Below are 22,065 nucleotides of genomic sequence, written 5' to 3' on the forward strand. Positions count from 1 at the left end.
GCGGCGTGTCGTGTGCAAACACGCACGCTCGCGGAAGTCAGGGGGCAGCAGCTAGGCGGCGCGCTGGGTTCGAGCCTGGGCGCGGACGGCGCGCTTCTCGCGACGACGGGCCCGCACGGCCGCAATCGACGACTTCAGACCACGCCGTTCGCCCGGCTGAAGCTCGGCGAACATCCGCTCGCTGCGCGTCTCGGGCGCATCGTCGGCGGTGTCACGCAGGAACTTGTCCGGAAGCGACAGCTTGGCGATCGTGCGCCACGTCTTGCCGTACTGCACCAGGAACGAACCGGTCGTGTACGGCAGGTCGTACTTGTCGCACAGCTCGCGCACCCGCATGGAGATCTCATAGAGCCGATTACTCGGCAAATCCGGGTACAGGTGATGCTCGATCTGGTGGCACAGGTTGCCGCTCATGAACCGCAGCACCGGGCCGTTCTCGAAGTTGGCGCTACCGAGCATCTGGCGCAGGTACCACTCACCCTTGGTCTCGCCGATCATGTCGGTCTTGGTGAATTTCTCTGCGCCATCCGGGAAGTGGCCGCAGAAGATCACCGCGTTGGACCAGATGTTGCGAATGATGTTGGCCACCGCGTTCGCCTTGAGCGTCGACTTGTAAGTCGCACCAGGCGACAGCGAGGTCACCGCGGGCCAGGCGACGTAATCCTTGAACACCTGCTGGCCGGCCTTCGTGCCGAACTCGCGCAGCCGGATCATGGTCGCCCTGCGGTCGTCGCGGCCCTTGAAGATCTTACCGATCTCGAGGTGCTGCAGGCCGACGCCCCACTCGAAGAGCGTGGCGAGCATGGTGTTGTACAGCACGTTGAAAACGTTGTGCGGCTTCCACTTCTGGTCACGCGTCACGCGCAGCAGACCGTAGCCCACATCGTCGTCCATGCCCAGGATGTTGGTGTACTTGTGGTGCATGAAGTTGTGGGTGAAGCGCCAGTGTTTGGCCGCCCCGCTCATGTCCCACTCCCACGTCGAGGAGTGGATCTCGGGATCGTTCATCCAATCCCATTGACCGTGCATGACGTTGTGGCCGATCTCCATGTTCTCGATGATCTTGGCCACGCCCAGGGTCGCGGTGCCCGCCCACCATGCCGAGCGACGCGAGCTGGCGGCCAGCATCACGCGGCCGGCGATCTCCAGCGCCCGCTGCGCGGCGATGGTGCGACGGATGTAGCGCGCGTCGCGCTCACCGCGGGAGTCCTCGATGTCCTGCCGGATTGCGTCCAGCTCCACGGCCAGACTCTCGATGTCGGCATCGGTGAGATGCGCGAACTCGGGAACGTCGGTGATTGCCATCGTCAGGCCTCCTCTCGTATGCCTACGCTACCGTAACCTACGTACCCGTAGGTTACCAGCCAGTAAACCTCAGACATCCAGCACACAATCGCCGGATGCCGCCGAGACGCAGGTCTGTATCCGGCTCCCCGGTTCCCGCTCGACGCCGGTGCGCAGGTCGCGCACGTGGCCTTCGACCAGGCCCACCACGCACGACTGGCAGATGCCCATGCGGCATCCGAACGGCATGCGGATGCCGGCTTCTTCGCCCGCCTCCATCAGCGGCGTCGCGGCGTCCACCTCGACCGTCTTCCCGCTGCGCGCGAACTCCACCGTTCCTCCCTGCCCGTGCACCGCGGCCTTGGACACGGCGAACCGCTCGAGGTGTAGACGCTCGGCGAGCCCGGCCGCCGCCCAACTGCGCTGGGCCGCGTCGAGCATGCCCTCGGGACCGCACGCCCACGTCTGGCGCTCGCGCCAGTCGGGCACCTCGTCGTCGAGCCGCGACAGGTCCATCCGGCCGTGTGTACGCGTCGCACGCACCAGCAGCCGGTAGCCGTCGTGCGCATCGGCCAGCTCGCCGAGCTCGGCGGCGAACATGACGTCGGATTCCGTTGGCGCGGAATGCACATGGACGATGTCGGTGATCTGATCGCGCCGTGCCAACGTGCGCAGCATCGACATCACCGGCGTGATGCCGGAGCCGCCGGTCAGGAACAGCACCTTCGACGGCGCGGGATCGGGCATGACGAAGTTGCCCTGCGGCGCGGCCAGGCGCACGATCGTGCCGGGCGCGAGCCCGTCGACCAGATGCGTCGACAAGAATCCTTCGGGCATCGCCTTGACCGTGATCGTGATGGTGCGGATGGTGCGGGATGGGGCCGATGTCAGCGAGTAGGACCGCCAGCGCCAGCGACCGTCGACCTGCACACCGATGCCGATGTACTGGCCGGGCTGGTAGTCGAACGAGAAACCCCACCCGGGCTTGATGACCAGCGTCGCCGAATCGTCGGTCTCCTTGCGGACGTCGAGCACTTTGCCGCGCAGCTCGCGCGCCGACCACAGCGGGTTGGCGAGCTGCAGGTAGTCATCGGGAAGCAGCGGCGTCGTGATCCGGCTCGCGATGGTGCGCAGGGCCCGCAGGCCCGGATTGCCGGTGTTGACGGACGGACGAACCGTGTCGGCGACGTTGGCCGAGACTTTGACGTAGTTCTTGGCCATGAACCTACGGTACCGTAACCTACGCTCCCGTATCCAACCGGATCCGGCCGACCGACCGCTCAGAGCAGTTCGAGTAGGAACGGCAACTCCTGCGGCGCATACCAGGCCAGGTCGTGGTCCTGCGCGTCGCCGACGACGAACTCCGCATCCTCGTCGCCGAGATCGGCCTCGTCCACGGCCTCGATCGCGGGCAGCACCGCGGACTCGGCCTCCGCGTTGTCGACGTAGGCGGCGATGACGTCGTCGAACGAGATCGGGCCAGCCAACCGCACCACGGCGTCGTCCAGATCGGGCCGCACCGTCGCGTCATCGACCTCGGCCTCCACCACCGCGCGCCGCGGCGGCAGCTCACCCACTCCTTCTCCTGCGAGCAGGCGCAGCGAGGCCATCGCGGCCTCCTGCCGCGCGACCTCGGCGAGCTCCTCATCGTCGCCCTCGGCGTAAGACTCGCGCAGCGCATGCGTCACCGCGAACGCCGTGCCGCTGCGGGCGTGCATCACCCGGTCGGCAACGAGCTGTTGCAGCATGGTCAGGGTCGCGGGGATGTAGACGCGCACCAGGCGAGGTTAGTCGTCGGCCGTCTTCTCGCTCGCCGGATCCTTCTCCACCGAGATCACGAAGTCGTCGCCGTGTTCGGTCACCCCCTGGATGACCGCGGTGTCGACGGCTTCCTTGGCGTACTGCTGGCGGACCATCATCGGGTCGCGGCGCAGGTCCTTCACCAGGCCCACCGCCAGGCCGACCATCACGACGACGAACGGCAACGCGGCCAGGATCGTGATGGTCTGCAAGCCGTTCAGCGCGTCCTCGCCGCCGACCAGCAGCATCACCGCGGCGACGGCACCGGTCGCCACACCCCAGAAGATGACGGTGCCTCGACCGGGTTTGATCGTGCCGCGCTCGGACAGGGAGCCCATCACCACCGACGCGGCGTCGGCTCCGGACACGAAGAAGATCGCGACGAGCACCATCACCAGAACGCTGGCGATCGTGGCGATCGGATACTGGTCGAGCAGGCCGAACAGCTGAGCCTCGATGCTGCCCTCACCGGCGAGGTCCACACCCTCCTGCTGCTCGCGGATGGCCGAACCGCCGAAAACCGCGAACCAGACCAGCGACACCAGGCTCGGCACCAGCAGCACACCGGTGACGAACTGGCGGATGGTGCGCCCGCGTGAGATCCGCGCGATGAACATCCCGACGAATGGCGTCCACGACACCCACCACGCCCAGTAGAAGATCGTCCACGTCTGCAGCCACTCGTTGACGTCGGAGCCCTCGGCGCCGGTGCGCGCGGACATCATCGCCAGGTCAGCCACGTAGCTACCGAGCGATGTCGGCAGCAGGTTGAGGATGAAAACCGTTGGGCCCACGACGAATACGAAGAGCGCGAGCACAAGGGCCAGCACCATGTTGATGTTGGACAGCCACTGAATGCCGCGCGCGACCCCCGACACCGCCGAGAGCACGAACGCCACCGTGAGCACCGTGATGATGACGACCAGGATCGTGTTGCCCGTTTCGCCGATACCGCCGACGATCTGCAGCCCGCTGCGGATCTGCAGCGCGCCGAGGCCGAGCGAGGCGGCCGAGCCGAACAGCGTGGCGAAGATCGCCAGCATGTCGATGACCTTGCCCAGGGGTCCGTTCGCGCGGTTGCCCAGTAACGGTTCGAAAGCCGCGCTGATCAACTGCAGCCTGCCCTTGCGGTAGACGCCGTAGCTGATCGCCAGGCCCACGACCGCGTAGATCGCCCACGGGTGCAACGACCAGTGGAACAGCGTCGTGGCCATCGCGGTCTGCACGGCTTCGGGATTACCGGCGGCACCGGTGCCGGGCGGCGGCGTCGCGAAGTGCGACAGCGGTTCGGCCACCCCGAAGAACATCAGGCCGATACCCATGCCGGCGCTGAACATCATCGCGACCCAGGACACCCCGTGGAACTCGGGTTCTTCGTCGTCCCGCCCCAGCGGGATCGCGCCGAACCGGCCGAGCGCGAGCCACAGGATGAAGACGACGAAACCCGAGGCGGTCAGCACGAACAGCCAACCGGTGTTGTTCATCACCCACGTCAGCGCGCTGTCCGAGGCCGACGCCAGCGACGAGGTGCTGACGAAGCCCCAGGTCAGAAAGCCGATGGCGATGACGGCGGTGATTCCGAAGACGACCCAGTCCACGCCGCGGGATCGGGTGGCGGCGTCGTCGCGGGGCGGCTGGTCGAGCGCCGGGTGAGGGACCACGTCCTGGTTAGGCGATCTGAGTGCCCGGCGCGTCGCGGCCCTGGTCTTTCCTGTCGTCTCGTTCTCTGCGCTCGTCGTCATGGTGATCCAATTCGACCTTGCTGGCCGCGGGCGAGTCAATCCGGCAAACGCAGCGATCGTGTTATTGCGCGGCTTCTAGCAGTTCTTCCAGCGATTCACGCAGCAGATCGGGCAAAACATCGACGTCGCTCATGGCGTCGCGGTCGGCGTTGATGCCGAAGTAGACCATGCCGTTGTAGGACGTCACCCCCATCGCCAACACCTGGTTGCTCAGCAGCGGCGGCACCGCGTAGGTCTCGAGCAGTTTGGTGCCCGCGACGTACATCTGGTGCTGCGCACCGGGCACGTTCGTGATCAGCAGGTTGAACTGACGCGCGGAGAACGTCGTGGCGACGCGGATACCCATGGCGTGCAGGGTCGGCGGCGCGAACCCCGACAGGGTGACGATGGTGCGCGCGTCGACCAGGCTCGCGGCGCTGGACGCCGACTCGGTCGCGTGCGCGATCTGGGAGAGCCGCACCACGGGGTTGCCCTCACCGACGGGGAGGTCGACGAGGAACGGCGTCACCTCGCTGATGGCCTGACCCGGGCCGGTCGCGTCGAGTTCGGCATCCGGATACACCGACATGGGCGCCATCGCGCGCACCCTCGTCGTCGAGGTCACCGGTTCCCCGCGCGACATCAGCCAGTTGCGCAACGCGCCGGCCACCACGGCCAACACCACGTCGTTGACGTCGCAGTCGTAGCGGGCCCGCACCGCGCGGAAGTCCTCGAGGCGCCCGCTGGCGACCGTGAACCGTCGGTTGCGCGAGACGGTGGTGTTCAGCGGGCTGCTCGGCGCGGTGCCCCGCGCGACCGTGCGGACCACGTCGACGAACCTGCGCCCCATGTTGACCAGCTGGCCCGCGTTCGTCGCGACGTCGACGACGGCGGAGCGGACGGCGCCCATCTGCTCGGCGGGGCGCATGATCCACTCGCCGAGCGCACCCAGCAACAGTTGCCGATCGCTGGGTTCGCGCAACGGGATCCAGATGTCCTCGCCGAACTCCGGCGGCTTCTGGGTGCGGTCGGCGATGACGTGGCCGATCTCCAGCGCCGTCATCCCGTTCACCAACGCCTGGTGAGACTTCGTGTAGATCGCGATCCGGTTCTTGGCCAGGCCTTCGATCAAATACATCTCCCACAGCGGGCGCGACCGGTCCAGCGGGCGCGACCCGAGCCGGGCGATGAGCTCGTGCAGCTGCGAGTCGCTGCCCGGCGAAGGCAGCGCCGACCGCCGAATGTGGTACGTGATGTCGAAGTCTGGATCGTCCACCCACACCGGACGCGCCAGCCCCAACGTCACCTCGCGCACCTTCTGGCGGTACCGGGGGATCTGCGGCAGCCGCTGTTCGACGGTGGCGAGCAGGGTCTCGTAGCTCAGCCCGCTGCGCGGTTTGCGGAGGATCGCCAGCGATCCGACGTACATCGGCGTCGACGTGTTCTCCAGGTGGTAGAACGACGCGTCCGCCGTCGACAACCGGGTGACCATCGCGACGTCGTCCCTCCCCTGTACTGCCGCGGTCCGACCGCGTGTGCCGAAGTCCCCGCCACGCTATAGGCAAACCCTGCGGATGCGCATCACGGGTGCGTCTCGGTGTCTGTGAGACGTGCGATCATGAAGAGGTCTGCCACTCTCCAGCAGACGGGTCCTGTCTCGTCGATTGACTGGAGATCGTGTTGTGACACCATTCTGCACACCTGCCGGCCAGGCTGCACCCGTACCCGATGAGCGACGAATGCCGTTGGTGGCGCCGGTCATCGACTGCGAACCGCCGCCGATCGGTGTTGGCGCCTGCGCACCGCCGTCGCCAAAAAACCTGCACCGCCGCCCATCCGGCAGACCGGCCACAGGTGTGCGAACAGCGCACCTGCGACGTGCGGCGCCGACGCCGCCCGAGCCGGCCCCATCCCGCGGCGCGGTCCTGTTCGCCGACGCGGCGTTGCGCCGGGTGCTCGAGGTGATCGACCGGCGCCGTCCGCTGGCACAGCTGCGTCCGTTGCTGGCACCGGCGCTCATCGAGGCCGTGCTCGCGATGACCCGGCACCCGCACGCCACGGTGGCCACGCTGCGCCGCGTCCGGTTGCGTGTGGTCGATGACGGTGCGGCCGCGGAGGTTTTCGGCACATACAGTCGCGGACAGCGCATCCGCGCGATCGCGGCGCGGATCGCGTTCGACGGTCAGCGCTGGCGGGTGGTCGCGCTGCAGATCGGTTGAGCGTTAGCCTGCTCGGCGTGCAGGGAAACTCGATCAGCGTGGAGCGCGTCATCAGTGCGCCCGCCGCCGCGATCTTCGCGTTGCTCGCCGACGCCGGGCGCCATGCGGCCTTCGACGGCTCGGGCACCGTCGGTCACGCGCCGGCCGGGAAGTCCCAACCACTCTCCGCCGGAACGACATTCGGCATGGCGATGCGTGGCCGGCCTGAGTCGCTGTTCCTGCCGTACCGGACCACGAACACCGTCGTCGAGTTCGAACCGGACCGCCGCATCGCCTGGAAGACGACGATGGGCCCGCTCGGGCTGATCGGCGGGCGCATCTGGCGCTACGAACTCGAAGCGGCGCCGGACGGCACGCTGGTGCGCGAAACCTGGGACGTCTCCGAGGACCGGCAACGCCTCATGCTCAAGATGGGTTCGACACCCAAGCAGGCCGAGGACGGGATGCGGGCCACGCTGGGTCGCCTCGCCGCCCTCGTCGAGCCTTAGCGGCGGCGCATCGCCTTCTGCTCGCGGGCCTGCTGGCGCGCGGCCTCACGCCGCTGCTTGCGGGTGCCACCGCCGGCCGACGCCGCGGGCCGCGCCGGTCCGCCGTTGCCCGAGCGCTGCACCTGAGCCGAGCCGTCCTCCGACGGCCCGCTGTAGGTCAGCGGTCGCGACTCGTCGTCGATTCCCTTGGCGCGCAGACCCGTTGGCGCGGGCCGCTCCTTGGTCGCGACGCCACCCTGCGCCTGCGCCGCGGCGGCCTCGGCGAACTCGCTCAGTCCGGACGGCGGGGCGACGGGTGCGACGGTGGGCTGCGGCGCGGCTTCGACCGTCACGTTGAACAGGAATCCGACCGACTCCTCCTTGAGCCCCTCGAGCATCCCGATGAACATGTCGTAGCCCTCGCGCTGGTACTCGACCAGGGGGTCGCGCTGCGCCATGGCGCGCAGGCCGATGCCCTCCTTGAGGTAGTCCATCTCGTAGAGATGTTCGCGCCACTTGCGGTCCAGCACGTTGAGCAGCACATTGCGTTCCAGCTGGCGCATCGCACCCTCGCCGGCGATCTCCTCGATCTGCTTCTCGCGCTCGGCGTATGCGCGCTCGGCGTCGGCGATCAGCGCGTCGAGCAACTCGTCGCGGGTCAGCTCGCCGGGCTCGCCGACGGCGTCGGAGTCGATCAGGTCGTGGTGGTCGATGCCCACCGGGTAGAGCTGCTTGAGCGCGGTCCAGAGCTGCTCGAGATCCCAGTCCTCGGCGTAGCCCTCGGCGGTCGCCCCGTCGACGTAAGCGGTGATCACGTCGACGAGCATCTTGCGTGCCTGTTCGGCGAGGTTCTCGCCCTCGAGGATGCGGCGGCGCTCGTCGTAGATGACCATGCGCTGCTTGTTCATCACCTCGTCGTACTTCAGGACGTTCTTGCGGACCTCGAAGTTCTGCTGCTCGACCTGCGTCTGCGCGCTCTTGATCGCGCGGGTCACCATCTTCGCCTCGATGGGCACGTCGTCGGGCAGGTTCAGCCGCGTCAACAACGCTTCGAGGGTGGCGCCGTTGAACCGTCGCATCAGCTCGTCGCCCAGCGACAGGTAGAACCGCGATTCACCTGGATCACCCTGGCGGCCGGAGCGGCCACGCAGCTGGTTGTCGATGCGGCGCGACTCGTGGCGTTCGGTGCCCAGCACGTAGAGGCCGCCGGCGGCGATGACGTCCTCGGCCTCCCGCGCGCATTCCGCCTTGACCTGTGACAGCGTTTCGTGCCACGCCTTCTCGTACTCTTCGGGGGTCTCGACGGGGTCCAGGCCGCGCTCGCGCAACCGCTTGTCGGTGAGGAAGTCGGGGTTGCCGCCCAGCACGATGTCGGTGCCGCGGCCGGCCATGTTCGTCGCGACGGTGATCGCGCCCAGCCGGCCGGCCTCGGCGATGATCGACGCCTCCTGCTCGTGGTACTTCGCGTTGAGCACGTTGTGGGGGATCCGGCGCTTGGTGAACTGGCGCGACAGGTACTCCGAACGCTCCACGCTGGTGGTGCCGATCAGGACCGGCTGCCCCTTCTCGTAGCGTTCGGCGACGTCGTCGACGACCGCGATGAACTTCGCCTCTTCGGTCTTGTAGATCAGGTCCGACTGGTCGGCGCGGATCATCGGCTTGTTGGTCGGGATCGGCACGACGCCGAGCTTGTAGATCTCGTGCAGCTCGGCCGCCTCGGTCTGGGCGGTGCCCGTCATGCCCGCGAGCTTGTCGTAGAGCCGGAAGTAGTTCTGCAGCGTGATCGTGGCCAGCGTCTGGTTCTCGGCCTTGATCTCGACGCGCTCCTTGGCCTCGATGGCCTGGTGCATGCCCTCGTTGTAGCGACGACCGACCAGCACGCGGCCGGTGAACTCGTCGACGATGAGCACCTCGCCGTCGCGAACGATGTAGTCCTTGTCGCGCTGGAACAGCTCCTTGGCCTTCAGCGCGTTGTTCAGGTAGCTGACCAGCGGCGAGTTGGCCGCCTCGTAGAGGTTGTCGATGCCCAGCTGGTCCTCGACGAACTCGACGCCGAGCTCGTGCACGCCGACGGTCCGCTTACGGATGTCGACCTCGTAGTGGACGTCCTTCTCCATCATCGGCACGATCCGGGCGAACTCGGTGTACCACTGCGAGGCGCCGTCGGCCGGGCCGGAGATGATCAGCGGGGTCCTGGCCTCGTCGATGAGGATGGAGTCGACCTCGTCGACGATCGCGAAGTTGTGCCCGCGCTGGACCAGGTCGTCCAGCGAATGCGCCATGTTGTCGCGCAGATAGTCGAAACCGAACTCGTTGTTGGTGCCGTACGTGATGTCGGCGGCATAGGCCGTACGCCGCTGGTCGGGCGTCATCTGCGCCAGGATGACGTCGACGTTGAGGCCGAGGAACCGGTGCACACGGCCCATCCACTCGGCGTCGCGCCTGGCCAGGTAGTCGTTGACGGTGACGATGTGCACGCCCTTGCCGGACAGCGCGTTGAGGTAGGCGGGAAGCACGCCGGTCAGCGTCTTTCCTTCACCGGTCTTCATCTCCGCGACGTTGCCGAAGTGCAGCGCCGCGCCACCCATCAGCTGCACCTTGAACGGCTTCTGGTCCAGCACCCGCCAGGCCGCCTCGCGCGCGACCGCGAACGCCTCGGGCAGCAGGTCGTCGAGGCTTTCGCCGTTGTCGACGCGCTTCTTGAACTCGTCGGTCTTGGCCCGCAGTTCAGCGTCGGTCAGCTTCTCGACATCGCCGGCCAGGGAGTCGACGTAGTCGGCCACCCCCTTGAGGCGCTTGACCATGCGGCCCTCGCCGAGACGCAGCAACTTTTGCAGCACGCTAGTTCCCCTATGGGTTGGAAGTCTTGAGCTGAACCCATGGTAGGTGACACGCGCCCCGACCCGGCCAAGCTACGTCGGGCCAGGCAAAATCGCGGCCCCGCCCGGCTCGGGTGAGCCGGACCGGGCCGCGAGTCAGGCGAGCCGGCTCAGGCGAGCCGAATGAGGCCACCGGCTCAGGCGAGCCGAATCAGGCCACCGGCTCAGGCGAGCCGAATGAGGCCGTAGTCGTAGGCGTGCCTGCGGTAGACGACGGACGGCCGGTCGCTCTCCTTGTCGTGGAACAAGAAGAAGTCGTGGCCGACCAGTTCCATCTGCGACAGCGCGTCGTCGACGGTCATCGGGGTGGCCGGGTGTTCCTTGACCCGCACGATGCGGCCGGGCTCGTGCTCCTCGAGCGCCGCGCCGTCGTGTTCGGCCGGTGCGGGCTCGGGTTGCGGGGTGACCGCGGTGGCCTTGGCCACCGACACCGGGGTCTTGTCGCCGTAGTGGATCTTGCGGCGGTCGCGCGCGCGGCGCAGTCGCTCGGCGAGCTTGTCCACCGCCGACTCCATGGCGCCGTAGAAGCTGTCGGCGCAGGCTTCGGCACGGACCACAGGGCCACGGCCGCGAGCGGTGATCTCCACGTGTTGACAGTTCTTGCGTTGACGTCGGTTGCGCTCGTGGTCGAGCTCGACGTCGAACAGATGGATCGTGCGGTCGAATCGTTCCAGGCGTGACAGTTTCTCTGCGACGTACTTGCGGAAGTGGTCGGGGATCTCGACGTTTCGGCCGGTGACCGCGACCTCGGCGTGCGGTCGAGGTTCGGGCGTTTCGTCCTCGATCACCATCGTGCGGGAGTCCAGGGATTGGCTTGACATGCTTGGCAACTCGTTTCTTCGGCGTCCGCACGCATCAGCGTGCCCGGGTTGTCATGGGATCCGCACCGACGGGGCTTTGCATGTCTCGCCGCTCGCCGGTGCAAGGTGTCGTCTACTCACCTCCTACCGCGTCGGCGATGCTGGCGCTTCGATCTTGAGCGCCGGCCGTGAGTCATTCACGGGTGTTGCTGCCGACGGTAGCCGCGTTCACCCGGTAGTGCCAGTGAATCTCGGTACCTGTTTCCAGTTCTTCACCTCGGTCTGATATATGGCCGGTCGCGGCGGCCCTCACGCGTTTGCCACAACCAGCACGGCCGCCACGCGAGCCCCAGTGGTGCGCAGCACGCGAACGGATTCGGCGGCCGTCGCGCCGGTCGTCACGATGTCGTCGACGACGAGCACCTCGCCCGCCACGGGCCGCACGACCTTGACCCGGCCTGCGATGTTGCGCTGCCGATCACCGGTGGACAGCCCGACCGAATCCGCCGCGAACGCGCGCGTGCGCAGCGCGGGTACGACGGTCACGCCCGGCAGGTCGGCGACCGCTGCGCGGGCCATCCGCGTCACCGGGTCACCGCCGCGCCGCCGGGCCGACGACCGGCGGGTGGGCGCGGGCACCAGCGTCAACGGGGCGTCGAGAAGACCCCAGGTGAGCAGGTGCGCCACGCCGGTCCCCACGGCGGCGGCCAGCGGCCGGATCAGGTCGATGCGGCCGTGTTCTTTGAGTGCGATCACGGCGGCCCGCCGGGGCCCCGCGTAACGGCCGAGCGAGAACACCGGCACGCCCGGGTCCAGGCGGGGCGAGACGAGATGCGGGTCCTCGGCCCTGACCGTCAGCGCCGAGGCGCAGGCCGCGCACCACCGCGTCGATGGTGCACCACAGCCGCCGCACTGCAGCGGAAGCACGAGGTCGAGCATGCGGTCAGTGTGGCGATGATCGGTGACATCTCCGCCGCGTCCGTGTTCGGCTTGCTCACCGACTTCTGCAGAGTGGTTGTCGCCCGGCCGATTTCATAGCCCCGACGCAGAACTCGACGAACGCCGGTCAGCCCGGCAGGACCGGTTCGGCGCCCGGCACCAGCAGCGGGCGCACCTCGGCCCACGCCGGATCGTCCTCGGCGACCGAACCCGACAGCTGCACGACCCCGCGGGCATCGGCGACGTAGACGGTCGACGGGTTGGCCGCCACCGTGGTGACCGGCATCAGCAGGTTGCGGCTCGGGCCGTCGGAGTTGACGCCGTCGAGGTTGACGTACGACACCGGATGCTGCGGATCGGTTCGGCTGACCACGATGTCGTCGCCGGTGCGCCACGACAGCGACACCACCGTGTTGCGCAACCCGTATCCCAGCCGTCGCGGATAGGTCAGCGCGTAGCCCCCGCCCGGCGTCTGCTCGACACCGGCGAGGATGACCTGACCGTCGATGACCAGCGCCGCGCGGGTGCCGTCGCGCGACAGCTGCAATTCGGTGATCACGCCCGGGAACCGGCTCGACACCGGCGTGGAGTCGACCGGTATGCGCGCCGGTTGGCCCGACGCATCCTGGATGACGCGCACGACGTTGTTGCCGTCGATCACCACCCACACCGCGTTGTCGAGCGCCCAACTCGGGCGCGACAGGCTTCTCGCGTCCAACACCTGAGACGCGTTGCCACCCAACGCCCCCACCCACATCGTCGACGAGGTGTCGGGTGCGCCCGGGCGCAGCGTGACGATCGACGCGACCTCCTGCCCGCTGCGCGAGACCGCCGCCGCGGTCTGGCCCGGCATCTGCCCGAACGGGCCCGGCACCCGCGGCGCCCGCTGACCGTCAAGGGCGACAAGGGAACCGCCCACCAACGCGTGCAGCCCGGCCGCGACGCCGGAGGCGGCACCGGGGTCGGTGGCCGCCACGTCGGAGGTCTCCCAGCCGTCGGCGAACCGGTCGTCGAGGGCGGCGCCGTCGGCGTTGATCACGTACGGCCCGTTGACGCCGGCGCGGAACAGGGTCCAGATGAGTTGCGCCGCAAGCAGTTGCCTGCTGTGCGGGTCGGTGGTCGACAGGTTGTCCAGATCGATGCGGGCCCCGCCGTATCCGCGGCCGACGCCCATCTTGCCGCCGTCGGCGCGGGTGACCGGGCCGCGCAGCTTCAGCGGCGGGTCCAACAGGTTGCGGACGGTCTTGACCATCTCCGGTCGCGGACCGGCGATCAGCTTGCTGACCAGTTCGGTGGCAAGCTGGTCGGGATCGGACACCGCGACGTAGCGCGGGTCCGGCACGACGGTGCTGCCCGTGGGGTCGACGAAGTACAGCGTGTTGCGGCGGTACGTGGCCTGGAACTGTTGCCAATCGAGGAAGACGCCGTTGGGCAGCTTGTCGATGCGCCAACCGTCGGGTGTCTTGATCAGTTCGATCGGGCCGGGGTCGGGCAGCGCGCCCTCCCCCGTCTCGAACACCCCCATGTCCGACAGCGAGCCGAGGATGTCGGCGCGCATGCTCACCGAGACCCGGTCCGGGCCGCGGGTTTCGACGAAGACCACGTTGTCGATCAGCAGCGCGCTGCCCGCGTCATCCCAAGCCTGCGATGCGGATTCGGTGAGGAACTGCCGCGCGGCCAGATGCCGGTTCGCGGGATCGGCTGTCGCCTTGAGGAATTCGCGCAGCAACACATCGGGATCCATGCCCGGCGTCGGCTTGGGCAGGCTGGGCGGGGCGGGCCGGTCGACGGTCCCGATGGCCTGGGGCGACGACGAGCTGGGCACACCTGCACAACCCGTCAGAACCAAGGCCAGCAGGCTCAGGGCCGCCAGCACGCTTCTCACACGGACTCCTGCGCGGGCTCACGATCGCGATTGCGGGGCGGAGGTTCGTCCGGCGCGACGGGTTTCAACGGCAGCGGGCTGGTCGTCACCTTGTGCCCGCGCACGAGCGGCAACGTCAGGCGGAAGCAGGCGCCCTTGCCGGGTTCGCCCCACGCCTCGAGCCTGCCCTGGTGCAGACGGGCGTCTTCGATGCTGATCGCCAGGCCCAGACCGGTGCCGCCGGAACGCCGCACCCGCGAAGGATCCGACCGCCAGAACCGGCTGAACACCAGCTTCTCCTCGCCGGGTCGCAGCCCGACCCCGTAGTCGCGGACGGTGACGGCGGCGGTGTCGTCGTCGGCGGCCATCCGGATGCGCACCGGTTTGTGTTCGGCGTGATCGATGGCGTTGGCGATCAGGTTGCGCAGGATGCGCTCTACGCGGCGCGGGTCGACCTCGGCGATGACTTCCTTGGTGGGCATGTCGACGATGAGCTCGACCTCGGCGTCGGCCGCGAGGTGTCCGACGTTGTCCAGCGCGCTCTGCACCGTCGAGCGCAGATCCAGCGACTCGACCGACAGCTCGGCGACGCCGGCGTCGTGGCGGGAGATCTCGAGCAGGTCGTTGAGCAGCGTCTCGAAGCGGTCGAGCTCGCTGACCATCAGCTCGGTGGACCGGCGCAGCGCCGGGTCGAGGTCCTCGCTGTGGTCGTAGATCAGGTCGGCGGCCATGCGCACCGTGGTCAACGGTGTCCGCAGTTCGTGGCTGACATCCGACGTGAACCGCCGCTGCAGGTTGCCGAACTCCTCGAGCTGGGTGATCTGACGGTGCAGGCTCTCGGCCATGTCGTTGAACGAGACGGCCAGGCGGGCCATGTCGTCCTCGCCGCGCACCGGCATGCGCTCGGTGAGGTGACCTTCGGCGAACCGCTCGGCGATGCGCGATGCCGACCGCACCGGAAGCACGATCTGGCGCGCCACCAGCAGGGCGATCGCGGCGAGCAGGCCGAGCAGCACCACGCCGCCGGTCGCCATCGTCCCGCGGACCAGTGCGATCGTCGACTCTTCGTTGTTCAACGGAAAGATCAGGTACAGCTCGAGATTCGTCACCGGCGACGACGTGGGGCTACCGACGATCAGCGCGGGGCCGGAGAAGCCGTCGGTGTGCACGGTCGCGTACTGGTAGCTGACCTGACCGGCCTTGACGAAGTCGCGCAAAGTGTCGGGCACCTGCTGGACGGGACCGGCCGCGGTCGCCGCGCGCGGCCCGTCGCCGGGCACCACCAGCACCGCGTCGAATGTGCCCGCCAGGCCCGGTTCGGCGTCGGCGCTGCGGTCGATCAGCGTGTTGCGCGCCAACTGCAGGCTGCTATCGAGCGAGCGGGTCTCCTCACCGCCGACGATTCCGCTGACGGTAGTGCGCGCGCGGTCGATCTGTTCGGTGGCCGCGCGCACCTTGACCTCGAGGATGCGGTCGGTGATCTGACTGGTCAGCACGAAACCGAGCACGAGGATGACGGCCAGCGACAGGCCCAGCGTCAACGAGACGACGCGCAGCTGCAGAGAGCGCCGCCAGGCGAGGCTGATCGCCCGCCCCAACGCGCCCAGTCCGCGCACCAACGGCGCCGAACGGCGATGGATGCGTCGTCTGGAACTGAAGATCACGGCGCCCGCCGGGTGGTCAACACGGCGACCGCCGTGCGGTCGAGATCACGACCACGGCCGAGCCGTGCCTGTCACGGGGGTCCGGCCTTGTATCCCACTCCTCGAACGGTGAGCACCACCTGGGGGTTCTCCGGGTCCTTCTCGACCTTCGCCCGCAGCCGCTGGACATGCACGTTCACCAAACGGGTGTCCGCGGGGTGCCGATAACCCCACACCTGTTCGAGCAGCACATCTCGAGTAAACACCTGGCGTGGTTTGCGCGCCAACGCCACCAACAGGTCGAACTCCAGCGGGGTCAGCGAGATCTGTTCGCCCTGCCGGGTGACCTTGTGCGCGGGCACGTCGATGTCGACATCGCCGATGGAGAGCATCTCGGCCGGCTCGTCCTCGTTGCGCCGCAACCTCGCTCGAACGCGCGCGACGAGTTCCTTGGGCTTGAACGGCTTCATCACGTAGTCGTCGGCGCCGGACTCCAGGCCCAGCACCACATCGACCGTGTCCGTCTTGGCGGTCAGCATGACGATCGGCACACCGGAGTCCGCACGGAGCACCCGGCAGACGTCGATGCCGTTCATACCGGGCAACATTAGGTCCAGCAGCACCAGATCGGGCCGCAGTTCGCGGACCGCGGTCAGCGCTTGGGTGCCGTCACCGATGACCGCGGTGTCGAAACCTTCCCCCCGCAGCACGATGGTGAGCATCTCGGCGAGCGACGGGTCATCGTCGACAACCAGAATCCTTTGCCTCATGGAGTCCATGGTGTCACCGAATTGCGATAAACCCCGGCTACCACACGGCGCGTTTCGCGTGTTGACCGGCGAATGTGCCCGAACAGGCCTACCGAGCGTCCAGTTCGGCGGCCAAGGCCGCGGCGTCGACGTCGGGTCCGGCCACCGTCCAGGGTCCGCACCAGTGCGCGGCGGCCAGCCCGGCGTAGACGTCGGAGGTGCGTTGCTGCAGCCCGCCGTCACGCTCGTAGGCGTCCTTGGCCCGGTCGGCCTCGGTGTTGGCGCGGTGCTCGGCGCGCTGGGCGGCGAGCTCGGTCGGGACGGCGAGCAGTACCTGGGCGTCCGGTCGCGGTAGCGCGAGCCGCTCGTACTCCAACACGCGCACCCACTCGACGACCTCACCGTCGGCGTCCTGGTGCAGTCGCGCAGCGCTGTAGGCGGCGTTGGACGCGACGTAGCGGTCGAGGATGACGACGTCGTAGGCAGCCTGCAGGCGTTCGACCTCGACCCTGGCACGCGCACGGTCGAGCGCGAACAGCACGGCCATCGCGTAGACCGAGTCGGCCAGATCGCCGTGCGAACCGTGCAGCGCCTCGGCGGCCACGTCGGCCTCCACGGACTGGCCGTAGCGGGGAAACGCCAGGCTGGCCACCGTCCTGCCATTGGCCTCGAACGCGGTTCGCAGGCCGTTGGTCAGCGTGCGTTTGCCCGCACCGTCGACCCCTTCGATGACCATCAGCACGGCTGTGAGACTAGCTTGCCGCTCCCTGCGGAGTTCCTGTGTAACTGCTTGGGACAGCGTGCGGCGCGCGCGGGGCGGCAACAGACTGGCAAACAACGCAATCCATCCCAGGAGTCCATCGCAATGCCCAACATCCGCAGGTCAGTCCCGCTTTCGCTGGCAACCCTCGTCGGGGCGGCCGGAGCCGCAGCGCTGCTGATCGCCCCGCTCGCCCAGGCCGATACGAATTCCGATGCGGGACCGGCGAATTGCTCCACCGCCGATCTCGAGGGCGTGCGCGCCGGCGTCGACGCGTCGACGTCGGCGTATTTGTTCACCCATCCGGACCTGAACTCGTACATGAGCACGCTGCGGGGTCTCTCGCGTGAGCAGGTCGCGGCACGAGTGACGACCTACATGGCCGACCATCCGCAGGAGAGCGCCGAGATGGCCGGCATCCGCCAGCCGCTCGTCGACCTCAAGAACCACTGCGGCGCAACGGCTGTGCCCTGACCGTTGGTGTTCAGAAGCGTCCGCAGTTGGGTGTGGTCGGCACGCCCTTGAACCGGTCCGCGATCCACTGCATGGCCGGTTCGCCGTCGACCAGCATCGGCAGGCCGTGGTTGACCATCGCCTTGTTGAGGAACGGCGGCTGCTCGTTGGTGCGCGCCTCGACGTCGGCGCCCTGGGCGCACCAGTCGCGGCCCATCTGCATCGCCGGGGCCCACGGGACCAGCGGGTCATATCGGTTGGCGTTGATCAAAACGGGCGCATTGGGTTTCATGCGGCCCAGCTTCTGCTCGTCGAACAGCGACGAGAACGGCTCCTGCTCGACGAGATGGAAGATGTCCTGATTGAAGTACGGCTGCAGGTGCCGGAACATGAACTTGGTCAGCGTCTCGGCGACGCACTGGTCCTGCACCTTGTAGAGGAGGTCGGTGCCGCGCGGGGTCAGCGTCGCCCGGATGGCCGCCTCGTGTTCGGGGTATGCCGCGATCACGCCGTTCAGCGCATAACCCACGGCGCCGATCAGCATGCTGCCGTCGATGAACGGGAACAGCGCCTTCAGGTCGGCGGGCGGCGCACCGGCATAAGAGCCGACCACGTTGAGTTCCGGGGCGTACGACTCGGCCATCTCGGCTGCCGACGCCGCGGCGCCCCCGCCCTGCGAGTAACCCCAGAACGCCAGCGGACCGTCCGGCGTCAGCGAGGTATCGGGCAGGTTCTTCGCGGCGCGGGCGGCGTCGAGCATCGCATACCCCTGGGAAACTCGGTTCGCATAAGTGTGTAAGCCGGGCGTACCCAGGCCCTCGTAATCGGTCATGACGATCGCGAACCCGCGCGCGACCATCGTCGCGACGAACAGCTCCTCGTAGTTGAACGCGATGTCGAGATACGGCGACCAGTGGATGCCCTGGTTGAACTGCCGCGACGGCGCGCACTGGTCTCCCTGGCCCTGGGTGCCGGGACCGTAGACGATCAGCGGGCGTGGTCCGCCGAACGGCCACGGCGCGTGCGGTTCGAAGTACGTACCGGTGACGACGTCCGGATTGCCCCGAGCGTCGTTGCTGCGGTACATGATTCGCGTGCCTTCGGCCATGATCATGCCGAGTTCGCCGGACGGTTCGAGCACCAGGCGCGACGGCTCCGTGCGGATCAGGTCGCCGGGCCTGCCCGGCGGCAACGGGTCCGGTGGCGTGTAGAACGCCTGGTATTCGTCCTCGTTGAAGATGGGGTTGTGATCGTCGATGGTCGGATCGTCGGCGGATGCGGGTGGCGAAATCCCCACAACGGAGATCATGAGGGCGATCGCGATTCCGAGGATGCGGCCCACCGGTCGGACGTTAGCAACGAAACTGGTTCCATGAGGCCCGTTTCCGCCTCAACACATCGTGAACCCGATGAGTTCGAGCGTCGACGCGAGTCTGTTTCGCCGAACCCATTCGTATCGAGGAGGCAGGCACGATGACGACGCATCAGGTCGGAACACGCGAACAGTGGCGCGCGGCGTACGAACAACAGCTGGCCCAGGAGAAAGAGCTGACCCGCAGGGCCGCCGAGCTCGCCAAGCAGCGGCAGGCGCTGCCCTGGGTGCGGGTGGACAAGCCCTACGAGTTCGACACGACGTCCGGGCGGCGGACACTGACCGAACTGTTCGACGGCCGATCACAGTTGATCGTGCGGCATTTCATGCACGGGCCGAACACGCCGGAGGGCTGCCCGGGGTGCACATTCGAGACCGACAATCTGGTCGGTGCGGTACCGCACCTGGCGCGCCGGGACGTGACGTTCCTTTTGTCATCGCGCTCCCCCCTTCCCGTTCTCGAGGCCTACAAGCGGCGGATGGGCTGGGACATCGAGTGGGTGTCCTCGGGCGGCAGCGATTTCGACGCCGACTTCTTCGGCTACATGCATGTTCCGACGCCGCGTCGCGACTTCGGCAAGGGCAGCGGCAGCATGCTCGACGTCATGGAGCTGATGGCGCTCAGCTGCTTCGCGCTCGAGGACGGCGCGGTCTACCACACTTACTCGACCTACGACCGCGGCACCGAGGCGCTGAACGCGACCTGGCAGCTGTTGGATCGTGCGCCCAAGGGCCGAGGCGAGGATTTCTCCGACTGGCCGCGCAAACGCGACGAGTACCCGGCGTAGGGGTTGAAAACGTGCGCTCGAGGGCATCTGCGATAGCGGAGAATCGACGTCGAGTGCTCAACCCTGTCGAAAGGATCGGACGTGGCGGCGTACAACCTCGGCTATCTGTTCGCCACGCTGTTGATTCCCGCCATCGGGCTTGCGTTGCTGATCGTCGGGATCGTGCGGCGCCGCTCATCGAAGTCGGTGACGCCCGGGGAACCGCCGAAGCGGCGCGGTACCGCCTTGATCATCACAGGCGCGGTGATCCTCGTGCTCGGCCTGGCGGGTGCAGCGCTGCGCACGGTCGGTTCCTCTGAATCATCCGGTGACGATGTGGCGGTCGGCGACTGTGTCACCGCCGATGACTACGCCAAGGGGACGCTCAAACCTGTCGACTGTGGCAAGCCGGTTGCCGTATTGGAGGTCGCCTCCAGAGGCGGGCCCGACGCGACGTGTCCGGACGGCAAGGCGCGCAGCGAAACCGCCTACGCCTCGCTGGTCTCCGACGACGCGACCGTGTGCTTCGCTGCGAACTTCATCGAGAACAACTGCTACGCGGTGAACACCACCGACACCTCAGACGCGCCACTGCGTCTACGAACCTGCGGCACTTCCGGTGCACAGATCGAGGCGGTGCAGCGCTTCGACGGCACGACCGACACCCGGTTGTGCCCGCCGGACACCAATCCGGTTTCGGTCGTCGAACCAGCGCGGGTGGTATGCCTGTCCCCGACCGGCAACCGCTGACGCGAAACTGCGGGGAGATCACGGAATTCGAAAGAATCGCGATCGCCCCGCAGTATCGGTGAGGACGTGATCAGTAGCGGTAGTGCTCCGGCTTGTACGGGCCCTCGACGTCGACGCCGATGTACTCCGCCTGCTCCTTGCTGAGCTTGGTCAACTGGCCGCCGAGCGCCTCGACGTGGATGCGCGCAACCTTCTCGTCGAGATGCTTGGCCAACCGGTAGACCGCGTTGTCGTACTCGTCGTTCTTGGTCCACAGCTCGATCTGCGCGATGACCTGGTTGGAGAAGCTGTTGCTCATCACGAACGACGGGTGGCCCGTCGCGTTGCCCAGGTTGAGCAGACGGCCCTCGGACAGCACCACGATCGACTTACCGTCGTCGAAGATCCACTGGTCGACCTGCGGCTTGATGTTGAGCTTCTTCGCGCCCGAACGCTCCAGGGCGGCCATGTCGATCTCGTTGTCGAAGTGGCCGATGTTGCCCAGGATCGCCTGGTCCTTCATCGCCCGCATGTGATCGAGCGTGATGATGTCCTTATTGCCCGTCGCGGTGATGACGATGTCGGCCTCGCCGATCCCGTCCTCGACGGTCACCACGTCGAACCCGTCCATCAGCGCCTGAAGCGCGTTGATCGGGTCGATCTCGGTGACCGCGACGCGCGCGCCCTGCCCGGCCAGCGACTCCGCGCAGCCCTTGCCGACGTCGCCGTAGCCGCAGATCAGCACCTTCTTGCCGCCGATCAGGACGTCGGTGCCGCGGTTGATGCCGTCGATCAGCGAGTGCCGGGTGCCGTACTTGTTGTCGAACTTGCTCTTGGTGACCGAGTCGTTGACGTTGATCGCCGGGAACGGCAGCTCACCGGCGGCCTCGAACTGGTACAGGCGCAGCACGCCCGTCGTCGTCTCCTCGGTGACGCCCTTGACCGACTCCGCGATCTTGGTCCACTTGTTCTTGTCGGTCTCGAAGCGCTTGCGCAGCACGCCGAGGAAGACCTTCCACTCCGCCGGATCGTCGTCCTCGGCCGGCGGGACCACGCCCTGCTTCTCGTACTGCGCGCCGCGCAACACCATCATCGTGGCGTCGCCGCCGTCGTCGAGGATCATGTTCGCCGGCTCGCCCTCCCAGGTGAGCATCTCCTCGGCGGCCCACCAGTACTCCTCGAGCGTTTCGCCCTTCCACGCGAAGACCGGGGTGCCCTTGGGCTCCTCCGGCGTGCCGTGCGGGCCGACGACGACGGCCGCGGCCGCGTGGTCCTGGGTGGAGAAGATGTTGCACGACGCCCACCGAACCTCGGCGCCGAGCGCCACCAGCGTTTCGATCAGCACCGCCGTCTGCACGGTCATGTGCAGCGAGCCCGAGATGCGCGCGCCCTTGAGCGGCTGCACGTCGTGGTACTCCTCGCGCAGCGCCATCAGGCCGGGCATCTCGTGCTCGGCCAGGCGGATCTCCTTGCGGCCGTAGTCAGCGAGAGACAGGTCGGCGACCTTGTAGTCGATCCCGTTACGGGAGTCGGCTTTCAGCTCAGTCATGTAGAGCCCCTTTTCATTCGTCATTGCCTATGAGCAGTGCCTGTGAGCGCACAGATGTGCGCACGGCGAC

Annotated in this window: 19 protein-coding genes; 5 read left to right on the top strand and 14 right to left on the bottom strand. The window is 67.6% G+C overall.

The annotated features are described in order from the left end of the window. Positions 1–51: 51 nt before the first annotated feature. From A5752_RS14665 to A5752_RS14685, 5 genes are all read right to left on the bottom strand, one after another. Positions 52–1,305: a fatty acid desaturase family protein gene (locus tag A5752_RS14665; protein WP_067086724.1), complete on the bottom strand. Its 1,254-nt coding sequence runs from the start codon at positions 1,303–1,305 to the stop codon at positions 52–54. 69 nt (positions 1,306–1,374) lie between these two features. Next, complete coding sequence (locus tag A5752_RS14670) at positions 1,375–2,505, bottom strand: ferredoxin reductase (protein ID WP_067086727.1); 1,131 nt, start codon at positions 2,503–2,505, stop codon at positions 1,375–1,377. Between the two features lie 59 nt (positions 2,506–2,564). After that, positions 2,565–3,065, bottom strand: a complete 501-nt coding sequence (locus tag A5752_RS14675; protein WP_156613876.1) for a DUF6912 family protein — start codon at positions 3,063–3,065, stop codon at positions 2,565–2,567. 6 nt (positions 3,066–3,071) lie between these two features. Beyond that, the gene (locus A5752_RS14680; protein WP_067086733.1) at positions 3,072–4,826 is read right to left on the bottom strand and encodes a BCCT family transporter; all 1,755 of its coding nucleotides are present in this window, start codon (positions 4,824–4,826) and stop codon (positions 3,072–3,074) included. A gap of 61 nt (positions 4,827–4,887) precedes the next feature. Continuing rightward, positions 4,888–6,297, bottom strand: coding sequence for a WS/DGAT/MGAT family O-acyltransferase (locus tag A5752_RS14685; protein ID WP_067086736.1), 1,410 nt, complete (start codon positions 6,295–6,297; stop codon positions 4,888–4,890). 364 nt (positions 6,298–6,661) lie between these two features. Between A5752_RS14685 and A5752_RS14690 the strand changes: the two genes are divergently transcribed. After that, a complete protein-coding gene (locus A5752_RS14690; protein ID WP_231983415.1) occupies positions 6,662–7,024 on the top strand; it encodes an Rv3235 family protein in 363 nt (120 codons plus the stop codon). A 17-nt stretch (positions 7,025–7,041) separates the two neighbouring features. Continuing rightward, entirely contained in the window at positions 7,042–7,512 is a 471-nt protein-coding gene (locus A5752_RS14695; RefSeq protein ID WP_067086741.1) for an SRPBCC family protein, read from the top strand. On the opposite strand, the gene secA is transcribed toward A5752_RS14695, so the two are convergent. The 7 genes from secA to A5752_RS14730 form a co-directional block, all read right to left on the bottom strand. Next, positions 7,509–10,331 (bottom strand): preprotein translocase subunit SecA, encoded by a 2,823-nt coding sequence (secA, locus tag A5752_RS14700; protein WP_067086744.1) that lies wholly within the window; start codon positions 10,329–10,331, stop codon positions 7,509–7,511. The two genes, A5752_RS14695 and secA, sit on opposite strands and share 4 nt — an antisense overlap. A 203-nt stretch (positions 10,332–10,534) precedes the next feature. Beyond that, entirely contained in the window at positions 10,535–11,161 is a 627-nt protein-coding gene (gene hpf / locus A5752_RS14705) for a ribosome hibernation-promoting factor, HPF/YfiA family (RefSeq protein WP_197500626.1), read from the bottom strand. A 318-nt stretch (positions 11,162–11,479) separates the two neighbouring features. Then, complete coding sequence (locus A5752_RS14710; protein WP_067086749.1) at positions 11,480–12,109, bottom strand: ComF family protein; 630 nt, start codon at positions 12,107–12,109, stop codon at positions 11,480–11,482. Positions 12,110–12,236: 127 nt separating this feature from the next. Beyond that, a complete protein-coding gene (lpqB, locus tag A5752_RS14715) occupies positions 12,237–13,985 on the bottom strand; it encodes an MtrAB system accessory lipoprotein LpqB (protein ID WP_197500627.1) in 1,749 nt (582 codons plus the stop codon). A gap of 5 nt (positions 13,986–13,990) precedes the next feature. Further along, positions 13,991–15,637, bottom strand: a complete 1,647-nt coding sequence (gene mtrB / locus A5752_RS14720) for an MtrAB system histidine kinase MtrB (RefSeq protein WP_067086755.1) — start codon at positions 15,635–15,637, stop codon at positions 13,991–13,993. Positions 15,638–15,708: 71 nt separating this feature from the next. Further along, the gene (gene mtrA, locus A5752_RS14725) at positions 15,709–16,395 is read right to left on the bottom strand and encodes a two-component system response regulator MtrA (RefSeq protein WP_059099010.1); all 687 of its coding nucleotides are present in this window, start codon (positions 16,393–16,395) and stop codon (positions 15,709–15,711) included. A 79-nt stretch (positions 16,396–16,474) separates the two neighbouring features. Then, positions 16,475–17,107 (bottom strand): dTMP kinase, encoded by a 633-nt coding sequence (locus A5752_RS14730; protein WP_067086757.1) that lies wholly within the window; start codon positions 17,105–17,107, stop codon positions 16,475–16,477. A 123-nt stretch (positions 17,108–17,230) separates the two neighbouring features. On the opposite strand from A5752_RS14730, the gene A5752_RS14735 reads away from it, so the two are divergent. Next, positions 17,231–17,599 (top strand): heme-binding protein, encoded by a 369-nt coding sequence (locus A5752_RS14735; protein WP_067086760.1) that lies wholly within the window; start codon positions 17,231–17,233, stop codon positions 17,597–17,599. A gap of 10 nt (positions 17,600–17,609) precedes the next feature. Here A5752_RS14735 and A5752_RS14740 read toward each other — a convergent pair whose 3' ends face one another. Continuing rightward, positions 17,610–18,887 (bottom strand): lipase family protein, encoded by a 1,278-nt coding sequence (locus tag A5752_RS14740; protein WP_067086964.1) that lies wholly within the window; start codon positions 18,885–18,887, stop codon positions 17,610–17,612. Between the two features lie 164 nt (positions 18,888–19,051). On the opposite strand from A5752_RS14740, the gene A5752_RS14745 reads away from it, so the two are divergent. Together A5752_RS14745 and A5752_RS14750 are read left to right on the top strand one after the other, a co-directional pair. Further along, positions 19,052–19,738: a DUF899 domain-containing protein gene (locus A5752_RS14745; RefSeq protein ID WP_067086763.1), complete on the top strand. Its 687-nt coding sequence runs from the start codon at positions 19,052–19,054 to the stop codon at positions 19,736–19,738. A gap of 81 nt (positions 19,739–19,819) precedes the next feature. After that, complete coding sequence (locus A5752_RS14750) at positions 19,820–20,467, top strand: LppU/SCO3897 family protein (protein ID WP_067086765.1); 648 nt, start codon at positions 19,820–19,822, stop codon at positions 20,465–20,467. Between the two features lie 70 nt (positions 20,468–20,537). Here the strand turns inward: A5752_RS14750 and ahcY are convergent, their stop codons facing one another. Beyond that, complete coding sequence (ahcY, locus tag A5752_RS14755; RefSeq protein ID WP_067086768.1) at positions 20,538–21,995, bottom strand: adenosylhomocysteinase; 1,458 nt, start codon at positions 21,993–21,995, stop codon at positions 20,538–20,540. Positions 21,996–22,065: the final 70 nt, after the last annotated feature.

The sequence above is a fragment of the Mycobacterium sp. 852002-51961_SCH5331710 genome (genome assembly GCF_001665535.1).
Taxonomy (GTDB): Bacteria; Actinomycetota; Actinomycetes; order Mycobacteriales; family Mycobacteriaceae; genus Mycobacterium.